Source organism: Enterobacter sp. R-1.6.2, from assembly GCF_035064085.1.
In the GTDB taxonomy this organism is placed as follows: Bacteria; Pseudomonadota; Gammaproteobacteria; order Enterobacterales; family Enterobacteriaceae; genus Enterobacter; species Enterobacter asburiae_B.
On the sequence record NZ_JASEYI010000014.1, the window covers coordinates 75,472 to 94,533 of the forward strand.

At 57.0% G+C, this 19,062-nt stretch carries 17 protein-coding genes and 1 pseudogene; 8 read left to right on the forward strand and 10 right to left on the reverse strand.

Annotated features, from left to right (window positions below; translation table 11 throughout):
• Nucleotides 1-56 precede the first annotated feature (56 nt).
• Complete coding sequence (locus QMN93_RS15990; protein WP_033146016.1) at nt 57-611, forward strand: GNAT family N-acetyltransferase; 555 nt, start codon at nt 57-59, stop codon at nt 609-611.
• Between the two features lie 94 nt (nt 612-705).
• On the opposite strand, the gene pbpG is transcribed toward QMN93_RS15990, so the two are convergent.
• The gene (pbpG, locus tag QMN93_RS15995) at nt 706-1,629 is read right to left on the reverse strand and encodes a D-alanyl-D-alanine endopeptidase (RefSeq protein WP_126796639.1); all 924 of its coding nucleotides are present in this window, start codon (nt 1,627-1,629) and stop codon (nt 706-708) included.
• A gap of 167 nt (nt 1,630-1,796) precedes the next feature.
• Nucleotides 1,797-2,384 (reverse strand): Yip1 family protein, encoded by a 588-nt coding sequence (locus tag QMN93_RS16000; protein ID WP_033146018.1) that lies wholly within the window; start codon nt 2,382-2,384, stop codon nt 1,797-1,799.
• Between the two features lie 157 nt (nt 2,385-2,541).
• On the opposite strand from QMN93_RS16000, the gene QMN93_RS16005 reads away from it, so the two are divergent.
• Nucleotides 2,542-3,114 carry a DedA family protein gene (locus tag QMN93_RS16005; RefSeq protein ID WP_032658928.1) on the forward strand — a complete coding sequence of 191 codons (573 nt, stop codon included), beginning with the start codon at nt 2,542-2,544 and terminating at the stop codon, nt 3,112-3,114.
• A gap of 94 nt (nt 3,115-3,208) precedes the next feature.
• On the opposite strand, the gene QMN93_RS16010 is transcribed toward QMN93_RS16005, so the two are convergent.
• From QMN93_RS16010 to QMN93_RS16045, 8 genes and pseudogenes are all read right to left on the reverse strand, one after another.
• Nucleotides 3,209-3,973, reverse strand: coding sequence for an SDR family oxidoreductase (locus tag QMN93_RS16010; RefSeq protein ID WP_072196557.1), 765 nt, complete (start codon nt 3,971-3,973; stop codon nt 3,209-3,211).
• Nucleotides 3,974-4,023: 50 nt separating this feature from the next.
• A complete protein-coding gene (gene mdtQ / locus QMN93_RS16015) occupies nt 4,024-5,442 on the reverse strand; it encodes a multidrug resistance outer membrane protein MdtQ (RefSeq protein ID WP_193139690.1) in 1,419 nt (472 codons plus the stop codon).
• Between the two features lie 328 nt (nt 5,443-5,770).
• Nucleotides 5,771-7,165 (reverse strand): glycoside hydrolase family 1 protein, encoded by a 1,395-nt coding sequence (locus tag QMN93_RS16020; RefSeq protein ID WP_193139692.1) that lies wholly within the window; start codon nt 7,163-7,165, stop codon nt 5,771-5,773.
• 12 nt (nt 7,166-7,177) lie between these two features.
• Nucleotides 7,178-9,144: pseudogene (bglF, locus tag QMN93_RS16025) on the reverse strand (PTS beta-glucoside transporter subunit IIABC).
• Between the two features lie 24 nt (nt 9,145-9,168).
• Entirely contained in the window at nt 9,169-10,002 is an 834-nt protein-coding gene (licT, locus tag QMN93_RS16030) for a BglG family transcription antiterminator LicT (RefSeq protein WP_023616723.1), read from the reverse strand.
• Between the two features lie 166 nt (nt 10,003-10,168).
• Nucleotides 10,169-11,515: a carbohydrate porin gene (locus QMN93_RS16035; RefSeq protein WP_193139696.1), complete on the reverse strand. Its 1,347-nt coding sequence runs from the start codon at nt 11,513-11,515 to the stop codon at nt 10,169-10,171.
• A 302-nt stretch (nt 11,516-11,817) separates the two neighbouring features.
• Complete coding sequence (gene dusC, locus QMN93_RS16040) at nt 11,818-12,750, reverse strand: tRNA dihydrouridine(16) synthase DusC (protein ID WP_045888710.1); 933 nt, start codon at nt 12,748-12,750, stop codon at nt 11,818-11,820.
• Between the two features lie 41 nt (nt 12,751-12,791).
• Nucleotides 12,792-13,589 carry a helix-turn-helix domain-containing protein gene (locus QMN93_RS16045; RefSeq protein ID WP_193139698.1) on the reverse strand — a complete coding sequence of 266 codons (798 nt, stop codon included), beginning with the start codon at nt 13,587-13,589 and terminating at the stop codon, nt 12,792-12,794.
• Nucleotides 13,590-13,648: 59 nt separating this feature from the next.
• Here QMN93_RS16045 and QMN93_RS16050 point away from each other — a divergent pair, with 59 nt between their 5' ends.
• From QMN93_RS16050 to QMN93_RS16075, 6 genes are all read left to right on the forward strand, one after another.
• The gene (locus tag QMN93_RS16050; RefSeq protein WP_193139700.1) at nt 13,649-14,365 is read left to right on the forward strand and encodes a type 1 glutamine amidotransferase; all 717 of its coding nucleotides are present in this window, start codon (nt 13,649-13,651) and stop codon (nt 14,363-14,365) included.
• Nucleotides 14,366-14,556: 191 nt separating this feature from the next.
• Nucleotides 14,557-14,952, forward strand: a complete 396-nt coding sequence (locus tag QMN93_RS16055) for a CidA/LrgA family protein (protein WP_193139702.1) — start codon at nt 14,557-14,559, stop codon at nt 14,950-14,952.
• Nucleotides 14,949-15,644 (forward strand): CidB/LrgB family autolysis modulator, encoded by a 696-nt coding sequence (locus tag QMN93_RS16060; RefSeq protein WP_029740398.1) that lies wholly within the window; start codon nt 14,949-14,951, stop codon nt 15,642-15,644. The genes QMN93_RS16055 and QMN93_RS16060 overlap by 4 nt, the downstream gene beginning before the upstream one ends.
• A gap of 129 nt (nt 15,645-15,773) precedes the next feature.
• A complete protein-coding gene (cdd, locus tag QMN93_RS16065; RefSeq protein ID WP_193139704.1) occupies nt 15,774-16,658 on the forward strand; it encodes a cytidine deaminase in 885 nt (294 codons plus the stop codon).
• A 126-nt stretch (nt 16,659-16,784) separates the two neighbouring features.
• Entirely contained in the window at nt 16,785-17,501 is a 717-nt protein-coding gene (sanA, locus tag QMN93_RS16070; protein WP_008500918.1) for an outer membrane permeability protein SanA, read from the forward strand.
• Nucleotides 17,502-17,625: 124 nt separating this feature from the next.
• Nucleotides 17,626-19,014 (forward strand): glutamine synthetase family protein, encoded by a 1,389-nt coding sequence (locus QMN93_RS16075; RefSeq protein ID WP_193139998.1) that lies wholly within the window; start codon nt 17,626-17,628, stop codon nt 19,012-19,014.
• Nucleotides 19,015-19,062 lie beyond the last annotated feature (48 nt).

Consider the following 19,062-nt stretch of genomic DNA (forward strand, 5'->3'; position numbering starts at 1 on the left):
CGTCTGACGCCGGAGGAACGTTTCTCCGGCTTTCTATAACGAGGAGCAGGCACATCATGTCGGCTGTTGATGTTTTATCCGAGACCGAACTGGAAGTGCGCGATGCCCTTCCCGATGATGTGCATGCCATCGCCGCCATCTATGCATGGCATGTGCTGCACGGGCGCGCGTCATTTGAAGAAGTCCCCCCTACCATCGACGAAATGCGTCAGCGTATGAAAAGCGTGGCTGAGAGCGGTTTGCCGTGGCTTATCGCGCTGTATCGCGGCATCGTGGTGGGCTACTGCTACGCCACGCCTTACCGCCCGCGACACGCCTACCGCTATACCCTGGAAGAGTCGATTTACGTGGATGCCAGCATTACCGGGCGCGGTTTTGGTTCGGCATTAATGGATGCGCTGATCGCCCGCTGCGAGCAAGGCCCGTGGCGGCAGATGATTGCCGTTGTGGGCGATGGCAACAATAATGCCGGCTCGCTGCGGCTGCATAAAAAGCACGGCTTCGAGATTGTCGGTCAGCTGCGCAGCGTGGGGTATAAGAAAGGCGACTGGCGGGATACGGTGATTATGCAGCGCTCGCTCAACGATGGGGACTGGACGCTGCCGGAATAAACGCAAAACGGTAACCTGGGTTACCGTTTTTAGTGTTTTTCCCCTCTCCCACAGGGAGAGGGTCGGGGTGAGGGCATCAGCGCGCACAAACGACTCAGTCGTTCTGCGCCGTCGCCATCTGTTCCGCTTTCTGCTTTTTATACGTCAATGCTGCGGCCGGAACGGGCTGCACTTTCCCGGTTTCAATCCAGGTACGCAGGCGGCTCGCGTCCGCGAAGTGGGTATATTTGCCGAAAGCATCCATCACCACAAGCGCCACCGGCTTACCGTTAAACACGGTGCGCATCACCAGACAGTGCCCTGCCGCGTTGGTAAAGCCGGTTTTGGTTAACTGAATATTCCAGTTATCGCGGTATACCAGATGGTTAGTGTTGCGGAACGGCAGCGTATAGGACGGGTTCGCAAAGGTCGCCATCTCTTCACGGGTGGTGCTGAGCTGACCAATCAGCGGATACTGTTTGCTGGCAATCAGCAGTTTCGTCAGATCGCGGGCCGTGGAGACGTTGTTGATCGACAGACCCGTCGGTTCAACATAATGCGTATTGGTCATCCCCAGCGCTTTGGCTTTCGCGTTCATCGCGCGGATAAAGGCGTCATAGCCGCCCGGATAGTGGTGCGCCAGGCTCGCCGCCGCACGGTTTTCAGACGACATCAGCGCCAGCAGCAGCATATTTTTACGGCTGATTTCACTGTTCAGCCGCACGCGGGAGTAGATCCCCTTCATCTCCGGCGTGTGGCTGATGTCCACTTTCAATTTTTCGTCCAGCGGCAGATGTGCATCAAGCACCACCATCGCGGTCATTAATTTGGTAATCGAGGCGATCGGGCGCACCAGGTCCGGATGGCTGGCGTAGATCACCTTATTGGTGTTGAGATCGACAATCATCGCGCTGCCGGACGCAATTTGCGGCTGAGCAGCAGCGGCGGTCACCGCGGGCGTTTTAGCGACGGCCGGCACGGCAGCGGACGCGCCCAGCAGCAGCGCCAGGCTAAGTAAAGAGACTCGGAATTTCAGCATGGTGAGACTTCTGATAATTATTCACGCACGTCATGACGTACACCGCCTGTATCAACGGATAAACACAGGCTGGCTTCGGCATCATAGCGGTCACCGGGCGTTGTCGCCAGCGGATAATCGTGAACAGATGCTGCATTGCTGGCATTTACGCCAGCAATGCAGTGAAGTCAGAAGAGACGGTATCCGTAACCCCAAAGAATAACCGTCAGCGCCAGTAGCGCCTCCAGTACCAGCACCCCGATAGCGAGTGTTGAACTGGAAAAACTCAGGCCTTCTTCTTTATTGATATTCAGGAAGGTTGGAACCCCCAGATACAGCAGATACCCGGTGTAAAAGAGGGCAATGGTACCGATCAGCGCGCACAGCCAGACCAGTGGATAGAGCGCAACAATACCGCTTAAGAACAGCGGGGTCGCGACATATCCGGCAAAGACCATACAGTGCGCCAGCGATGGACGTTGCGGGTAGTTACGCGCCATCCAGTGAATGACGCGCCCCATTATCGCCACACCCGCCAGCATCAGGCCATAAAAAACAATGGCCAGATAGAGCCCGGTAAACCAGGAAAGCTGAACCACGGTGCCGTCACCGAAGTTCCAGCCGATTTGTGTTGTTCCGATAAAAGCGCATATTACCGGCACCGCAGCCATCAGCAGCACGTGGTGCGTGTAATGATGCGAGACCGTTTCGTTCTCACTTTTAATGACATGCATTTCACGATCGGGATGGGAGAAAAGTCCCCAGACATGGTTCATAGCGCCCCCTTGTTGTCGGCCCGTCAGCGATACCTTAAGTATAATGCAGGCTTTAGATTATTTTCTGTACAGTGGGAAATTTCCGTTGATTTCCCCGCTGTTGATTCATGGGGTATATGATTAAACGAGGTACGCTGAGGGAGATAACATTTACGTAATGGATATTAACGCACTCATTGAACAATATGGATATGCCGCGCTGGTCGTCGGTAGCGTGGCAGAAGGTGAAACCATCACGCTGTTAGGCGGCGTCGCCGCGCATCAGGGCTTACTGAAATTCCCGCTGGTCGTCGCTGCGGTCGCGCTCGGCGGAATGATTGGCGATCAGCTGCTCTACTTTCTCGGGCTGCGCTTCGGGCCCACGCTGCTTAAGCGTTTCGCAAAGCATCAGAAGAAAATCCGCCGCGCTCAACGGCTCATTCAACGTCATCCCTATCTGTTCGTCATCGGCACGCGCTTTATGTATGGCTTTCGCATTATCGGGCCGATACTGATTGGCGCCAGCCATCTGCCGCCAAAAATTTTCCTGCCGCTCAATGTTCTTGGTGCGATAGCCTGGGCGCTGATCTTTACGACGCTCGGCTACGTCGGGGGCGAAGTGATTGGCCCGTGGCTGCATAATCTCGACCAGCACCTGAAGCACTGGGCGTGGTTGATTCTGGTGGTGGTGGCGGTGATTGGGGTCAGGCTGTGGCTGAAGCATCGGGAAAAGACGCGGGATGAGGAGTGAGTGCGGTCTCCTCCCCTCACCCCGGCCCTCTCCCAAAGGGAGAGGGTGTTTTTAGTTCCCTCTCCCTTTGGGAGAGGGTTAGGGTGAGGGAAAACTACCCCTCCGGCTTAAACTGCGGGTTCGCCAGCATAAAGCCCCCGTCGACAATAAACGATTGCCCCGTCGTGTAGCTGGCGTCGCTGTCGCACAGCCATGCCACCAGGCTGGCTATCTCTTTGGTGCGGCCCGGCCGCGCCAGCGGGATTTCCGGCATTGAGCCTTCCTTCACTTCGCTGTCGTCCATGTCGTTCATCGGTGTGGCAATGGCGCCCGGCGCGACGGCGTTCACCAGAATGTTGTGCTTAACCAGTTCCATCGCCATGGATTTGGTTAACCCGCCGAGCGCGTGTTTTGCCGCCGTGTAGGCGCTGGCCTCCGGCAACGGCGTGTGCTCGTGTACCGAGGTGATATTCACAATCCGCCCCCCTTCCCCCTGCTTCACCATCTGCCGGGCGGCTATCTGCGAACAGAGAAACGCGCCGTCCACGTCGACGGTGAAAATGTTCCGCCAGTCGTCAAACGGCATCTCAAGGAACGGCGCTTTGGTCATCGCTCCGGCATTGTTAACCAGCACGTCCAGCCGACCAAAACGCGCAATCAGCGTTTCAATAGCCTTTGCGCCTTCCGGCAGCGCGCTTAAATCAAGATGGATAGCCTCTGCGCGCTGCCCCTGCGCTTCAACTTCGCGGCAGGTTTCCAGCGCCCCTTTTTCATCCGAGTGCCAGGTGACGCCAATATCAAACCCGCGCTCTGCGAGCATCAGCGCCGTTGTTTTACCAATCCCGGAATCCGATGCGGTCACTATCGCTACTCTGGTCATACTCACCTCCTGAAAAACTGCAAAGAGGTAAGTATAGATAATGACCTTTTTTAGCCATGATGATAGCCACCGCCCAGCGCCGACGTCAGCTGCAGCGTGGCGTCGACATACTGGCCTTTCAGCAACAATCCGGCGAGGTCTTCCCTGAGTGCCGGGATCCTGGCTTCACTGACCCGCGAGCCCGCAACGATCCCCGCGCTGAAGCGCGCCTGCGCCAGCGCCACAACCCGCGCCGCATCTTTTTCGACCTGCTGCTGATGGCGGTTCTTTGCCGTCAGCGTTTCGACTTCGCTGGCTGCGCGTGCCACCTGATTGACCGCTTCAACCACCGCTTTGTTGTAGTTCGCGACCGAGAGATTGTTCTGCGCCTGGGCGATATCCAGGCTGGCGTTCAGCCTGCCGCTGTCAAAAATCGGCAGCGTCAGCCCGGCGGTCACGCCCATCTGCTGCGCTGAAGCGCGAAACAGATCGCTCAGATGGAGGGCATCCTGCTGTAGGAACGCCATCAGGTTCACGTCAGGATAGAAAGCCGCTCTGGCGGCCTCCACCTCGCTCATGGAGGCTTCGATATACCAGTGCGCCTCCTGAAGATCGGGACGGCGTGCCAGCAGTTCATAACCGAGCGTCGGCGGTAGCGCGGCGTCGACCGTCGGCAGCGCATGCCGCGTAAGCGTTACGGAGGAAGAATTCGTCAGCGCGACCAGACGCGCCTCAACGGCTTTCATCTTCCCGTTGACTTCTGCCAGCTGTTCTTCGGTCTTGTTGGCGTTGATATCGGTTTCCACCCCTTCCACGGACGAGGTGATCCCATGCTGATACAGTTCGCGATCGGCGCCGATTATGTTGTCCTGCTCATGTTTGATCTGCGCGAGAATCTCCCCCGCGGCGGCCTGAGTTTGCCACTCCCAGTAGAGCCGCGCCACGCTGCTGGCCAGCAGCTGGCGGGTTTGCTCCAGCTCCGCTTTTTGCGCATTCACTTTGCCAATCCGGGCCTCGACCCGGGCGCGATTTTTCCCCCACAGGTCGAGATCCCAGCCTGCGGTCAGCCCAAAGGTGCCGTTGGTGTACCACGGCCCGGTGGTGCCTGCAGCCGGGTCGGTAAGGGCAAAGGGCCCCATCAGCCCTTCGGCGGACATTTTCTGGCGTTCCGCATCGGCGGAAAAATCAATCTGCGGACCGTCAGCGGCCATTGCGGCTTTGGCCTGGGCTTCGGCAAGCGTAATGCGCTGACGGGCAATCTGCATATCCGGCGCATCGCTCAACGCTTTCGCAATCAGCCCGTTAAGCTGGGGATCGTTATACGCTTTCCACCACTCATTCTTCGGCCAGTCCTGATGATTCAGAACCGTATTCACCGACGCCGCAGCGGTTTGCGTTTTAATGGGAGACACCGTGGCATGTTCAGGCGCACAGGCTGCCAGAATAAAAGCGAAGGGTGCGCTCAGAGATAAAATAAGAGAACGTTTCATGACGCCATACACTCAAAAAAAATAAAGGCGCACGTTACGCTCGATATCGTTCATTTTTTTAGTAACGCGTGGCAATCCGCAAATTGTCATACATTTTAATACCCGGAAATTTATTCCCAAAGAGAATGATTAAATTCAATGCATTCACGCCAAATATAAATACGCTGCTACACTTATTCAGGACATACATGAGCGGGAGAAAGGAATGAAAATATTACTGTGGGTTATTTTAATTATATTTCTGATAGGGCTCTTAGTGGTTACCGGCGTATTCAAGTTGATTTTCTGATCTATTTGCCCGGCTCAGAGCCGGGCAACGTCATTAATATCAGACTTTCAGCGAAGCCCCTTTCGTGGCAATCACCTCTTTATACCAGTAGAAACTTTTCTTACGGCTGCGCGCCAGCGTGCCGTTACCGCTGTCATCGCGATCGACGTAAATAAAGCCGTAGCGCTTGGAGAGTTCAGCTTTAGACGCGCTCACCAGGTCGATTGGCCCCCAGCTGGTATACCCCATCACCTCAACGCCGTCGTCAATGGCTTCACGCACCTGCACCAGGTGGTCGTTAAGGTAGCTGATGCGATAGTCATCCTGCACCACGCCGTTCGCATCCGGTTTATCTTTCGCCCCGAGGCCATTTTCCACGATAAACAACGGCTTCTGATAGCGATCCCAGAGCACGTTTAACAGGGTACGCAGGCCGATGGGGTCAATCTGCCAGCCCCATTCGGAACTTGCCAGATGCGGGTTTGGCACCATGCTCAGGATATTGCCGCGCGCCTGCTGGTTGAGGGCCTCATCCGCGGTAACGCAGCCCGTCATGTAATAGCTGAACGAGATAAAATCGACGGTCGATTTCAGCGCCTCGCGGTCGTCATCCGTTACCTCAAGCTGAATACCATTGTCGCGGAAGAAGCGCTGCATATACCCCGGATAGGCGCCACGGCACTGCACGTCGCCAAAGAATTGCCACGCGCGGTTTTCCTGCAGCGTCTCCAGAACATCTTCCGGCTTGCAGGTCAGCGGGTACATCAGGCCACCCAGCAGCATGTTGCCGATTCTGGCATCCGGGATAATCTCGTGGCAGGCCTTCACGGCCAGCGCGCTGGCCACCAGCTGGTGGTGGATCGCCTGGTACACCTCACCTTTGCTGCTGGTTTCAGGCAGGCCCACGCCGGTCATCGGCGCGTGCAGAGACATATTGATCTCGTTGAAGGTCAGCCAGAGCTTCACCTTCTCCTTGTAGCGCGCAAACACGGTGCGGGCGTAGCGCTCGAAGAACCCAATGGTCTGGCGGCTGCCCCACCCGCCGTACTGCTTCACCAGCCCCCACGGCATTTCGTAATGCGAGAGCGTTACCAGCGGGGTAATGCTGTGCGCGGCCAGCTCGTCAAACAGCCGGTCGTAAAACGCCAGCCCCGCTTCGTTAGGCTGCAGCTCGTCGCCGTTCGGAAAAATGCGGGTCCAGGCAATTGAGACGCGCAGGCAGCTAAAGCCCATCTCAGCGAACAGTTTGATGTCTTCCGGGTAGCGGTGATAGAAGTCGATGGCGACGTCCTTGATGCCGCTGTCGCCCGCCACTCGCTCAACCACCGGGCCGAAGACCCCCTGCGGCTGAACGTCCGAGGTGGATAGCCCTTTCCCCTCCTCCAGATATGCGCCTTCTACCTGATTCGCGGCAACCGCGCCGCCCCATAAAAAATCGTCCGGGAAAGTTTTCATCACGTTCTCCTGTTATTGATGGCTTACGCTGAGTAACGGCGCACCGGCGCTGACGGACGTTGCCGCCACGGTCACCACGTCACGATACTCATCGCTGTTACTGATAATGATCGGGGTCGCCAGGTCGTATCCGGCATCGATAATCGCCTGTCGGTCAAACTCCAGCAGCAGATCGCCGGGCTGCACCCTGTCGCCCACCTTCACGTGGGCGGTAAACGGCCTGCCGTCGAGCTTCACGGTATCGATCCCCACGTGAATCAACACTTCAATTCCGCTGTTGCTGAGCAGGCCGATGGCGTGTTTGGTCTGAAACAGCGAGGCCACCACGCCGGCAAACGGGGCCACCACTTTGTTATCCGAGGGAATAATGGCGGCGCCGCTGCCCAGCAGGCCGCTGGCAAACGTGGTATCCGGCACCTGGTCGAGCGCCAGAACGGTCCCGGTCATCGGGGATAAGACATCGTTTTCCCCTGCCGTAACCGCAGCTTCCGCCTCTGCGCGTCCCGGCATACCTGCCACCAGCGTCAGGCCACAGCTCAGCACCAGCGCTACCGCGGTGCCGATCACGCCGCCCCACAGCGTGGCGTTTACCCCACCCGGCGGAATCATCTGGGCGATGGTAAAGATATTGGCGAAGCCGAAGGAGTAAACGTGGGTATCGCTGAAACCGACAATCGCGCCGCCGATAGCTCCCGCCACGCAGCCAAAGATAAACGGGCGGCGCAGCGGCAGGTTTACGCCATACACAGCGGGTTCGGTGATACCAAATATCCCGGCCGTTACCGATGAACCCGCCAGCATCTTCTGACGGGCATCGCGGGTACGCAGGAAGATCCCCAGCGCCGCCCCCACCTGGCCAAACACCGCGGGCAATAGCATTGGCAGCATGGAGTCATGCCCCAGCACCGCCAGGTTGTTAATCATCAGCGGCACCAGCCCCCAGTGCAGGCCAAAAATAACGCAGACCTGCCACAGCGCGCCCATCGCCGCGCCCGCCAGCCACGGTGCCAGAACGTAAATGCTCTGATAGCCGTTCGCCAGCATCTGGCTCAGCCAGGTCGCCAGCGGCCCGATAACGAGGAAAGTCAGCGGCACGGTCACGCCCAGACAGATCAGCGGCGCGAAGAAGTTTTTCATCGAGGATGGCAGCAGCCTGGTGCTCTGCTTTTCCAGCCAGCAGCTGACCCACGCGGCGAGAATAATCGGGATCACCGACGAGCTGTAGTTAAACCAGGTGACAGGAATGCCCAAAAAAGCGTCCGATACCGCGCCCGGCTGCTGGCTGGCGTTAAACGCTGCAATCATCATCGGATGGGTGAGCGCCCCGCCGATGACCATGGTAATAAACGGGTTGCCGCCGAATTTTTTTCCGGCGGTGTAGCCCAGCACCAGCGGGAAGAAGAAGAACAGCGCGTCGCTGGCGGCGAACCAGATTTTATAGGTGCCGCTCTCAGTGCTGAGCCAGCCGCACACCACCGCCAGCGCCAGCAGCCCTTTCAGAATACCGGACGCGGCCAGAATGCCGATAAACGGAGTGAAAATCCCGGAGACGATGTCAATCAGGCGGCCCAGCAGGTTGCCCTTTTCCCCCCTCTCTTCCACGGCGGGCGCGTCATCGGTAAGGCCTGCCTCATTGCGCACCGCCTGCCAGACGTCGTGGACGTGGTTGCCAATCACTACCTGAAACTGGCCGCCGCTTTCGACCACCATGATCACGCCCGGGTTTTTCTTCAGCCCTTCCGCATCCGCCCGTTGATTCTCTTTTAGTTTGAAGCGAAGCCGGGTCGCGCAGTGCACAAGACTGACGATGTTCTCTTTTCCGCCAACGTGGCCGAGAATATCCTTCGCTAAAGCCTGGTATTCCATCTCGATTTCCTTACATCCGATGCCTGTAGGCACCTGTTGACTGAGTACAAAAAATAAAAAAACCCGAGAACGTCCTTCTGACGAAGGCCGCGCTCAGGTTTTGCCTGCGTGATGCAGTAACAATCCTGTTTTGAGGCTTAACGCCCCTCTTTTCTCACCCGCTCGATATGAATGGCGAGGAACATAATTTCTTCGGTCGTCAGCTCGCGCTGATAGCTTTTGTTCAGGTGCTGGGCGATTTTCTCGGCGCATTTCCACGCTTTCGCGTAGTTGTCTTTTACTGCCGTATGCAGCGAGACATCGTCATCTTCCACCACGGTGCGGGTCAGCATCCGCTGGGCAAAAAACTTCAGGTGAGTGACGAAACGCTGATAGCTGAGCGACTCTTCATCGTACTCAAGCTGCAGCTGATACTTCACCAGCTGCAGGATCTCCTGCATCACCCGCGTCACGTGCATCACTTCCGGCATTTCGCTGTTCAGCTGCGCGGTGACCAGATGCAGCGCGATAAACCCGGCCTCATCCTCTTCCAGCTCGACGTTCAGGCGTCTGGCAATAATGGCCCGCGCCTCCTGCCCTAATTCGAACTCCTTCGGATACAGCCGTTTAATATCCCACAGCAGCACGTTTTTGATGGCCAGCCCGTTCTTCTGCCGCTCAATCGCAAAGTAGCAGTGGTCGGTGAGGGTGATATACAAACTCTCCTGCAGCTTGCCCAGCCGCTGCGCCGCCAGCCCGATGATGCGGTCGCAGGTGGTCATTACCTCCAGCGGAATTTGACTCAGCAACTCCCCGAGTCGACGCACCAGCTCATCGCTTTGTAACGCAAACACCTTTTCAACCAACGCGGTATCCAGCGCTTCACCGACGCGCTTCTGAAAGGCCAGCCCACGGCCCATCACCACCTGTTCGCGCCCGCGCTCATCCTGAACAACCACCACGTTATTATTGAGTATCTTGGCGATTTTCATCTGAACCCCAGAAACAAAAAAACCTGACCTCCGGCAGATGCCAGAAAATCAGGTTTTGCCTGCCTAAGCAGTAACAATCCAGTTCTGGCACTCTATCAGTTTCATTCATAGCCTCAATGCATCACGCGTCAGAAACGTGACGCGGATCGAACTTGCTACGGTGATATCAGAAGCTCACCACCGTTTTCAGCTCGGTAACCCAGGCATCCTGGGTGCGGCTGACCCCGCCGGGATGGTGCCAGTACTGAATGCCCGGCTGCAGCTCCAGCCACGACACCGGACGGAAGCGATAATAAAACTCACCGTTCAGAGAGTGGCCTGGCTCCGGGTGATACGCCGGATCGTTATAGTCCGACACGCCGCTCAGGCTGTTCATATAGCGCTGGTTGCGGGCGTACTGGCTGCTCATATCAATCCAGGTTAGCCCGAAGCCAATCCAGTCTTCCGGCCGCGCGTCAAAAAGCCCGCGGTAGCGCAGCGAGGCGGCGTAAACCTGATGCATGTAGTTGGTACTCTGATCCGCAAGGCTCATGCTGAAAGAGGTGCTCAACCCGCGATTCGGGTCATCCTGATGCTGCGTAAGCTGCTGGTTCAGCCCGGCGTACATGAACCAGGTCCGGCTGTGGGTATCAAAGCCGTTCGGGTCCGTCGCGCCCGCACCGCCGGATTTGCCGCGATAAAGATCGGTTTGCGGCGCGTTGGTAAACACCACGCCCAGGTTGTACGCCCCCGGCAGGCCGTTAATCAGCGGACGCGCTTCGATTTCAACCGGCAGTAAGACCCCTTTGCTGCCCTTCGTCGACCAGCTCCACGCGTGGCTGCGGCTGGAGGCCTCGGGATTTTGCTCCATCACGCCGCCCTTCAGGGTCAGCGTCGGCGTTAATTTATACGCAAGCGTGGTGCCCCAGGAGTGAACGTTCCAGTTGTTCCACGTCAGCGAGTTGGCTGACTTCCCGCCGCACTGCGACAGGAGCTGGAAATCACAGGGGATGATTTGATCGAAGGTCTGCACCTTGTTCATCATCCCGATGCGCCAGGTCAGACGCCGGTCGTCAAAGCTGCGGGCAAAGGTCAGCCAGCCCAGACGGGTAATCGACTGCCCGCCCCAGCTCTCCTGGGTCAGGTCGTTAAAGTTGACGCGAGGGTCCTGCACGCGTTTGGTGGTGAGGTCGTCATTGTGGTTACGGTTGACGATGTTCCCTTCGATACGCGCATCCGGGATACCGGTCCAGCGCTCAAGATCCTGGCTGAAGGTCAGCGCAAACTGGTCGATATAGGCCACGTGGGAGTCGTGGTTATAGCCACCGCCTCCGTTCCAGCCAATTTCATTCAGATATCCGAGGTTATAGGTAAAACCGTTATGGTTGAGGATTTTACGTATGCCGAGCATTTCGCCCAGAACAGGCTCCGGAGGAGCTTCAAAGCCTAATACCGTTCCGTTCCAGTCCTGCGCCACCGACAGCGGGGATATCGTCAATAAGGCGAGCGCATAGAGTTTATTTTTATATGCCATGATAACAACCTGTGATTGAGTATTTTGTGCGTAACCGGTCGCAGGAAATTTTTCTATTTCCTGTCGATATTTCATTTTTTTAAAATCAGTAAAAAGCGCTAAGCCAAATTTCTCTCCTGCGTAAACGAGAGGCAAAAAAAAACCTAAGCGCTCCACAGCGAAAATGCTGTGAAACGCTTAGGTTTTGCCTGTTAACCAGTAACAATCCTGCGTTGAAAACAGTGGCACCTTAACACCGTCGCGCCACGTTGAAAACCAGAACGGTTTTCTGGTTTAAAAAAGTGTGAGCAATTTAACGCTTATTATTTTGACTGAATTACCCGGGCAATATCAGACGAAGTCTGTAATGTCCGAATCTCCTGAAATAATCCCAGCGCTTCATCGTACTCTTTGCGTAAATAACTCAGCCACTGTTTAATTCGCGCGACGTGATACAAACCGGTGTCGCCCTGCTTTTCCAGTCGGCTGTATTTTTGCAGCAGCGTGACGACGTCTGCCCACGGCATTCGCGGCTCGTTATATTTCACCACCCGGCTGAGGTTCGGCACATTCAGGGCGCCGCGACCGATCATCACCGCATCGCAGCCGGTGGCCTTCAGACAGGCCTGCGCGCTCTCGTAGTCCCAGATTTCACCGTTGGCGATGACCGGAATGGTGAGGCGCTTGCGGATCTCACCGATCGCCTGCCAGTTAATGCGCTCGGCCTTGTAGCCATCTTCTTTGGTGCGGCCATGCACCACCAGCTCGGTAGCCCCGGCCTGCTGCACCGCATCGGCGATTTCAAACTGCCGCGCGTCGCTGTCCCAGCCCAGGCGCACCTTCACCGTCACCGGCAAATGCGAAGGCACGGCCTCACGCATGGCTTTCGCGCCGCGGTAAATCAGCTCAGGATCTTTCAGCAACGTCGCCCCGCCGCCGCTGCCGTTGACCAGCTTCGACGGGCAGCCGCAGTTGAGATCCACCCCGTAAGAGCCCAGCTCAACCGCGCGGGCGGCGTTTTCCGCCAGCCATTCGGGATACTGGCCGAGCAGCTGAATACGCACCAGCGTGCCGGAAGAGGTCCGGCTCTGGTTGTGCAGCTCGGGGCACAGGCGGAAGAAGGATTTTACCGGCAACAGCATATCGACCACGCGCAGAAATTCCGTCACGCAGAGATCGTAATCGTTCACCTCGGTCAGAAGCTCGCGCACGAGGGAGTCGAGCACGCCTTCCATTGGGGCCAGTAAAACACGCATAGCAGTACCTGTGAAAAAAGACGCGCTATAGTAGCCGCTCTCTATATCGCTGGGAAGCGCTTCTGTTCAGGGAGAAAGTCAGCCGGCGTTGCCCCCACAATGGCGCGAAACGCCGCCGCAAATGCCGCCGGGCCAGAAAACCCCAGCATCCAGGCCACCTGCTTAACCGGGTATCCGTTGGCGAGCAGATCCAGCGAGGCACAAATCCTTGCGCGCTGTCGCCAGGCCCGGAAGCTAAAGCCGGTATCTTTGATAAAGGCGCGTGAGAATGTGCGTTCAGACATCGCGGCCTGTTCCGCCAGCCTGTCCATCGAAACATCCCAGAGATTGCTGGCAATGATGTCACAGGCAACGCGATGTAACCGCTCATCCACGGGCATCGGTAATTCGGCCGAAATCTGCTGCGCCTCGCTGAGGATTTCGAGCAGCAAAACGGCCATGCTTCGCTGGCTAGCTGGCCGGTATTGCGCACTGAACAGCCCGGCAATCAGCTCTTTGAACAACGCCGTCGCCATAATCACGTGAACCTCTTCTTTCCGTTTAAAAGATCGGCATTGCGATATCAGCGCGGGGCTAAACCAGACCGCGCGGAGCTCCGTTGCGGATAACACGCTGTAGGTGTGTTCCTGAAAGGGAGGGATCCAGAGCGCGCGCTGTGGCGGTATAACCCAACGCTTATTGCCGGTTTCGACCAGCATCACCCCTTTGATGGCAAACAAAAGTTGCCCCTGTGGATGCCGGTGAGGGGGATCCACTTCGCCGCGCGTATAGCTAATTGCCCCTCGGGACCATCCGATGGCATCGTCGTGAATTGGCGTTTTATCGATAACGGTTGGCATTTCACATTCCTCCCTTCCTCTTATGATGCTGCTTGTACACGTAACCGGAGAGAGACGCAATGCACATTCATTTTATCATTCATGAACATTTCGAAGCGCCAGGCGCATATGAAATCTGGGGGAAAAATCGCGGCTGTAGTATGAGCTACTCCAGAGTTTATCAGGGCGATCCGTTACCCGAGGATCTGCAGAGCACAGACTTGCTTATCATCATGGGAGGCCCGCAGTCGCCTGCCACCACGCTTGAGGAGTGCCCCTGGTTTGACGCGCAGGCGGAAATGCGGCTCATCGGCCGCGCAATAGAGGCAGGTAAAACGGTGATTGGCGTTTGTCTGGGCTCGCAGCTTATCGGTGAAGCGCTGGGCGCAGCGTTTTGCCATAGCCCGGAAAAAGAGATCGGCAAATTTCCCGTCAGGCTCACAGAGGCAGGCAAGGCGAACCCGCTGTTTGAGGATTTTGGCCACGAGCTGAACGTCTGTCACTGGCATAACGACATGCCAGGGTTGACGCCGCAGGCTAAAGTGCTGGCTTACAGCGAGGGCTGCCCCCGTCAGATCGTGCAATATGGCGAACGGATTTACGGTTTTCAGTGTCATATGGAACTGACGCCGGAGGTGGTTGAGCTGCTGATTGAACATTCGCAGAACGATCTCCGCCGCGCGGCTGAATTTCGTTTTGTCGAAACGGCGGAAAAATTACGCTCGCATGATTATCGCGAAATGAATCAGGTGCTGTTTTCATTTCTGGATAAACTCGTCGCCCAACGCGAGGCCTGACTCAGAGGCATTTCTCTGGCTCGTCACTTCGCCACCGCACGCCCTTTCCTCTAAACTGTAGCCTGCCCCTGTGCGGTGATACCAGACGTTCCATTCTGGAATGTCTGGTATGCTCAAATTTCATGATGTGATCCGTGGCACATTTTTGGGTTTAATTGTATGATGAATGCGTTTCAGCAAGGACTATCACCATGAGCAAATCATTGAACATTATCTGGCAATATCTGCGCGCATTCGTCCTGATTTACGCCTGCCTGTACGCCGGGATTTTCATCGCGTCGCTGCTGCCGATTGTTATTCCCGGCAGCATTATCGGTATGCTGATCCTCTTCGTTTTGCTGGCGCTGCAAATCCTGCCTGCAAAATGGGTCAATCCGGGCTGCTTCGTCCTCATTCGCTATATGGCGCTGCTTTTCGTGCCCATCGGCGTCGGGGTCATGCAGTATTTTGATTTGCTCAAGGCCCAGTTCGGCCCGATTGTGGTCTCCTGCGCGGTCAGTACGCTGGTGGTTTTCCTTGTGGTGAGCTGGAGTTCGCATCTGATGCATGGCGAACGTAACGTGGTCGGGGAGAAAACAAAAAAATGATGGCCAATATCTGGTGGTCGCTGCCGTTAACCCTGGCGGTGTTCTTCGCCGCGCGCAAGCTTGCCGCACGCTTCAAAATGCCATTGCTGAACCCGCTGCTGGTGGCGATGGTGGTGATTATTCCGTTCCTGCTGCTCACCGGCATTCCCTACGAACGCTACTTTGCCGGCAGCAAAATTTTAAACGACCTGCTGCAGCCTGCCGTTGTGGCGCTTGCCTTTCCTTTATATGAGCAGCTCCACCAGATCCGCGCCCGCTGGAAATCCATCATTACCATCTGTTTTGTGGGCAGCCTGGTGGCGATGATCACCGGCACGTCGGTAGCGCTGTTGATGGGGGCCTCTCCGCAGATTGCGGCATCGATCCTGCCTAAATCGGTGACCACGCCTATCGCGATGGCGGTCGGTGGCAGCCTCGGCGGGATCCCGGCCATCAGCGCGATGTGCGTCATTTTCGTCGGTATTCTCGGGGCGGTGTTTGGTCACACCCTGCTGAACGGAATGCGTATTCACACTAAAGCTGCACGGGGACTGTCGATGGGGACCGCCTCCCACGCCCTGGGCACCGCCCGCTGCGCGGAGCTGGATTATCAGGAAGGGGCGTTTAGCTCGCTGGCGCTGGTGATCTGCGGGATTATCACCTCCCTGCTGGCCCCGTTCATTTTCCCGCTGATTCTGGCGGTGATGGGCTAAAATTTGCGATGCGTCGCGCAAATTTCATTTTGATTTCATAAGTTGCATACATAATGAGAAGTGGATCACATATAAAGCCCTGGCGGCTCCGTAAACTACCGATCCATTAACCTTTATGAGGCAAACGCCATGCACCCACGTTTTCAAGCTGCTTTCGCCCAGCTTGCAGAGAATTTGCAGTCAGCCCTGGCTCCCGTTCTGGCAGATGCACACTTCCCCGCCCTGCTGACCGCGGAGCAGGTCACGATGCTGAAACAGGCAACGGGACTGGACGAAGACGCGCTGGCTTTCGCACTGCTTCCTCTGGCTGCCGCCTGCGCGCGGGCCGATCTCTCCCACTTTAACGTCGGGGCCATTGCGCGCGGCGTCAGCGGAACCTGGTACTTCGGTGGCAATATGGAGTTCCTGGGCGCGACCATGCAGCAAACGGTTCACGCCGAGCAGAGCGCCATCAGCCACGCCTGGCTGCGCGGTGAAAAAGCCCTGAGCGCCATTACCGTTAACTACACCCCCTGTGGCCACTGCCGTCAGTTTATGAACGAGCTGAACAGCGGGCTGCAGCTGCGCATCAACCTGCCAGGCCGCGCGCCGCACACGCTGGAAGATTATCTGCCGGACGCCTTTGGCCCGAAAGATCTGGAGATCAAAACGCTGCTGATGGACGAGCAGGACCACGGTTACGCCCTGTCCGGCGATGACCTGAGCCAGGCGGCCATTCGCGCGGCCAACAAAAGCCACACGCCGTACAGCAAGTCCCCGAGCGGCGTGGCGCTGCAGTGCCGCGATGGCCGGATATTTAGCGGCAGCTACGCGGAAAACGCCGCGTTTAACCCAACCCTGCCACCGCTGCAGGGCGCGCTTAACCTGCTGAGCCTGAACGGCTATGACTATCCGGACATTCAGCGCGCTATTCTGGCAGAAATTGCCGATGCGCCACTGATCCAGTGGGATGCCACCGCCGCGACGCTTAAAGCGCTGGGCTGCACGACGATTGACCGCGTACTGCTTGCGTAATCCTTCCGGCGGGCAGAAATGCCCGCCAGTTTGCTGAAAAACCCCTCAGTTGAGTCGCTGTTTCTTGCGCTAACCAGGCGGGTAAAGTAGCCTGAGTTAAATTTCATCCACGAACGAGCCATCTCCATGTTAAAGCGCGTTTTTTACAGCCTGTCTGTCCTGGTCGGCATACTGCTGTTGATCGTGCTGGGTCTCGACCGCTGGATGAGCTGGAAAACCGCCCCCTACATCTTTGATGACCTGCAGGACCTGCCCTATCGTCAGGTTGGCGTGGTGCTCGGCACCGCCAAGTATTACCGCACCGGCGTGATCAACCAGTATTACCGTTACCGCATTCAGGGCGCGCTGAACGCCTACAACAGCGGCAAGGTGAACTACCTGCTGCTGAGCGGCGATAACGCGCTGCAAAGCTACAATGAACCGGTGACGATGCGTAAGGACCTGATTGCCGCGGGCGTGGACCCTGCCGATATCGTGCTCGACTACGCCGGATTCCGCACCCTGGACTCCATCGTGCGCACGCGTAAAGTCTTCGACACCAACGACTTCATCATCATCACCCAGCGCTTCCACTGCGAGCGCGCGCTGTTTATCGCGCTGCATATGGGCATTCAGGCGCAGTGTTACGCGGTGCCGTCGCCAAAAGATATGCTGAGCGTGCGCGTGCGCGAGTTCGGCGCGCGTTTTGGCGCCCTGGCCGATCTGTATATCTTCAAACGCGAACCGCGCTTTTTAGGCCCGCTGGTTCCGATTCCGGCGATGCACGAAGTGCCGGAAGACGCGCAGGGTTACCCGGCCGTCACGCCCGAGCAGCTGCTGGATATGCAGAAAAAGGAAAAATAACAGGACCGCCTTTATACTTTCTTTACGCCGGGCCTGACGCTTTTTATCCCCCCTTTACGTCGGCTCTTTTAAGCTGAGTTCACTGCCGCTACGGCTTCATTGAAGAATGACTATGAACTCAATAATGAATGCGTTTTTCCTCAAAAGTCTCCGCCCGTATTTTAACTTTCCCGGTTTATCACTTCCTGGCGCACTCAATTCCGGTCTCTGGCTTGATGAAAAAATTGACGCCCTGCAGCACAACATTTCAGTGGAAGTGGCAGATTATCTGGAACGCTACCCCCAGACGAAACACATTGACGTTTACCTGAACGATATCAACGGCACGATGCGCGGCAAGCGTCTGTCGGTGGAGAGCATGCTGAGCCTGGAAAAAGGCTGTTATTTTCCCCTTTCGGTCTACTCGATGGATCAGAAAGGAAAAATCGCCGCCCCGCTGCATGATGAGCCGGACCGACTCTGCGTTCCTGTCGCCGGCTCCCTGCGCCCCTGCCCGCAAGATCCGCAGCACAACGCGCAGATCCTGCTGACGATGAAAGACAGCGACGACACCCCCTGCCCGCTTGAGCCGCGCGTGATACTGCAGAACGTGCTGGCCCGCTTCCACCAGCACGGCCTCTTCCCGGTGATTGCCCCGGAAATCGAGTTCTATCTGACGGGACATGACAATCGGGATCCGCAAAATCAGGGCTGTTTTCATATGGATACTACGACGGCCCATGCGGCACTGTTTGACGAGCTGGAACAGCTGGCGCACCTGCAGCGCATCCCGCTGTCCGGGATCGTGGCGGAAGCCGAGTCCGGTCAGTACGAATTAAACCTGAAGCACGGCCATCGCGTCGTTGAGGTCTGCGATAACGTGCTGGCGCTTCGTCGCCTGACCCGTTACGTTGCCGAAAAGCACGGCCTGCAGGCCAACTTTATGGCGAAGCCTTTCAGCCAGCTGTCCGGCAGCGGTTTGCACTTCCATTTCAGCCTGAACAATCGTCACGGCGAAAACGTCTTTGCTTCCCCGGTGAACGCGCTTAACAGCATGATGCGTTTGTGCATCGCGGGGCAGCTGGCGCTGATGCCCGCCTCCGTCGCCATTCTTGCGCCGGGCGTTAACGCGTTTCGTCGCCTGCGTAAAAACCTGACGGAGCCCGTATTTAACTCCTGGGGCTATAACACCCGCTCCGCCGCCCTGCGTATTCCCTGCTCGGATGACCACAACCGTCGTATCGAGTACCGGCTGGCCGGGGCCGATGCCAATCCCTATCTGGTGGCAGCAACTATCCTGACCGGCATGCTGTACGGGCTGGAAAACATCGACGACGAGGATTTGCCCGAACCGCAGCATGATGAACCCGCGCTGCCGCTGTTTCAGCAGGAGGCGATTGAGACCTTTGCCCGCTGTCAGTACCTCACCGACAGCCTGGGCGACGCTTTTTCCGAACAGTGGGTCGCCTGCAAGCTCTCTGAACTCGACTGGTTTGAGCGCATCGTGACCCGAGAGGAGTCACAGCTGGCATAAGGCATAAAAAAGCCCGCTCGATGAGCGGGCCGGATAACGCGAGGAGCA

Excerpts from the sequence above, each read along its gene's own strand:
- QMN93_RS15990 (WP_033146016.1), top strand. The coding sequence starts at position 57 with ATGTCGGCTGTTGATGTTTTATCCGAGACCGAACTGGAAGTGCGCGAT.
- pbpG (WP_126796639.1), bottom strand. The coding sequence starts at position 1,629 with ATGCTGAAATTCCGAGTCTCTTTACTTAGCCTGGCGCTGCTGCTGGGC.
- QMN93_RS16000 (WP_033146018.1), bottom strand. The coding sequence starts at position 2,384 with ATGAACCATGTCTGGGGACTTTTCTCCCATCCCGATCGTGAAATGCAT.
- QMN93_RS16005 (WP_032658928.1), top strand. The coding sequence starts at position 2,542 with ATGGATATTAACGCACTCATTGAACAATATGGATATGCCGCGCTGGTC.
- QMN93_RS16010 (WP_072196557.1), bottom strand. The coding sequence starts at position 3,973 with ATGACCAGAGTAGCGATAGTGACCGCATCGGATTCCGGGATTGGTAAA.
- mdtQ (WP_193139690.1), bottom strand. The coding sequence starts at position 5,442 with ATGAAACGTTCTCTTATTTTATCTCTGAGCGCACCCTTCGCTTTTATT.
- QMN93_RS16020 (WP_193139692.1), bottom strand. The coding sequence starts at position 7,165 with ATGAAAACTTTCCCGGACGATTTTTTATGGGGCGGCGCGGTTGCCGCG.
- licT (WP_023616723.1), bottom strand. The coding sequence starts at position 10,002 with ATGAAAATCGCCAAGATACTCAATAATAACGTGGTGGTTGTTCAGGAT.
- QMN93_RS16035 (WP_193139696.1), bottom strand. The coding sequence starts at position 11,515 with ATGGCATATAAAAATAAACTCTATGCGCTCGCCTTATTGACGATATCC.
- dusC (WP_045888710.1), bottom strand. The coding sequence starts at position 12,750 with ATGCGTGTTTTACTGGCCCCAATGGAAGGCGTGCTCGACTCCCTCGTG.
- QMN93_RS16045 (WP_193139698.1), bottom strand. The coding sequence starts at position 13,589 with ATGCCAACCGTTATCGATAAAACGCCAATTCACGACGATGCCATCGGA.
- QMN93_RS16050 (WP_193139700.1), top strand. The coding sequence starts at position 13,649 with ATGCACATTCATTTTATCATTCATGAACATTTCGAAGCGCCAGGCGCA.
- QMN93_RS16055 (WP_193139702.1), top strand. The coding sequence starts at position 14,557 with ATGAGCAAATCATTGAACATTATCTGGCAATATCTGCGCGCATTCGTC.
- QMN93_RS16060 (WP_029740398.1), top strand. The coding sequence starts at position 14,949 with ATGATGGCCAATATCTGGTGGTCGCTGCCGTTAACCCTGGCGGTGTTC.
- cdd (WP_193139704.1), top strand. The coding sequence starts at position 15,774 with ATGCACCCACGTTTTCAAGCTGCTTTCGCCCAGCTTGCAGAGAATTTG.
- sanA (WP_008500918.1), top strand. The coding sequence starts at position 16,785 with ATGTTAAAGCGCGTTTTTTACAGCCTGTCTGTCCTGGTCGGCATACTG.
- QMN93_RS16075 (WP_193139998.1), top strand. The coding sequence starts at position 17,626 with ATGAATGCGTTTTTCCTCAAAAGTCTCCGCCCGTATTTTAACTTTCCC.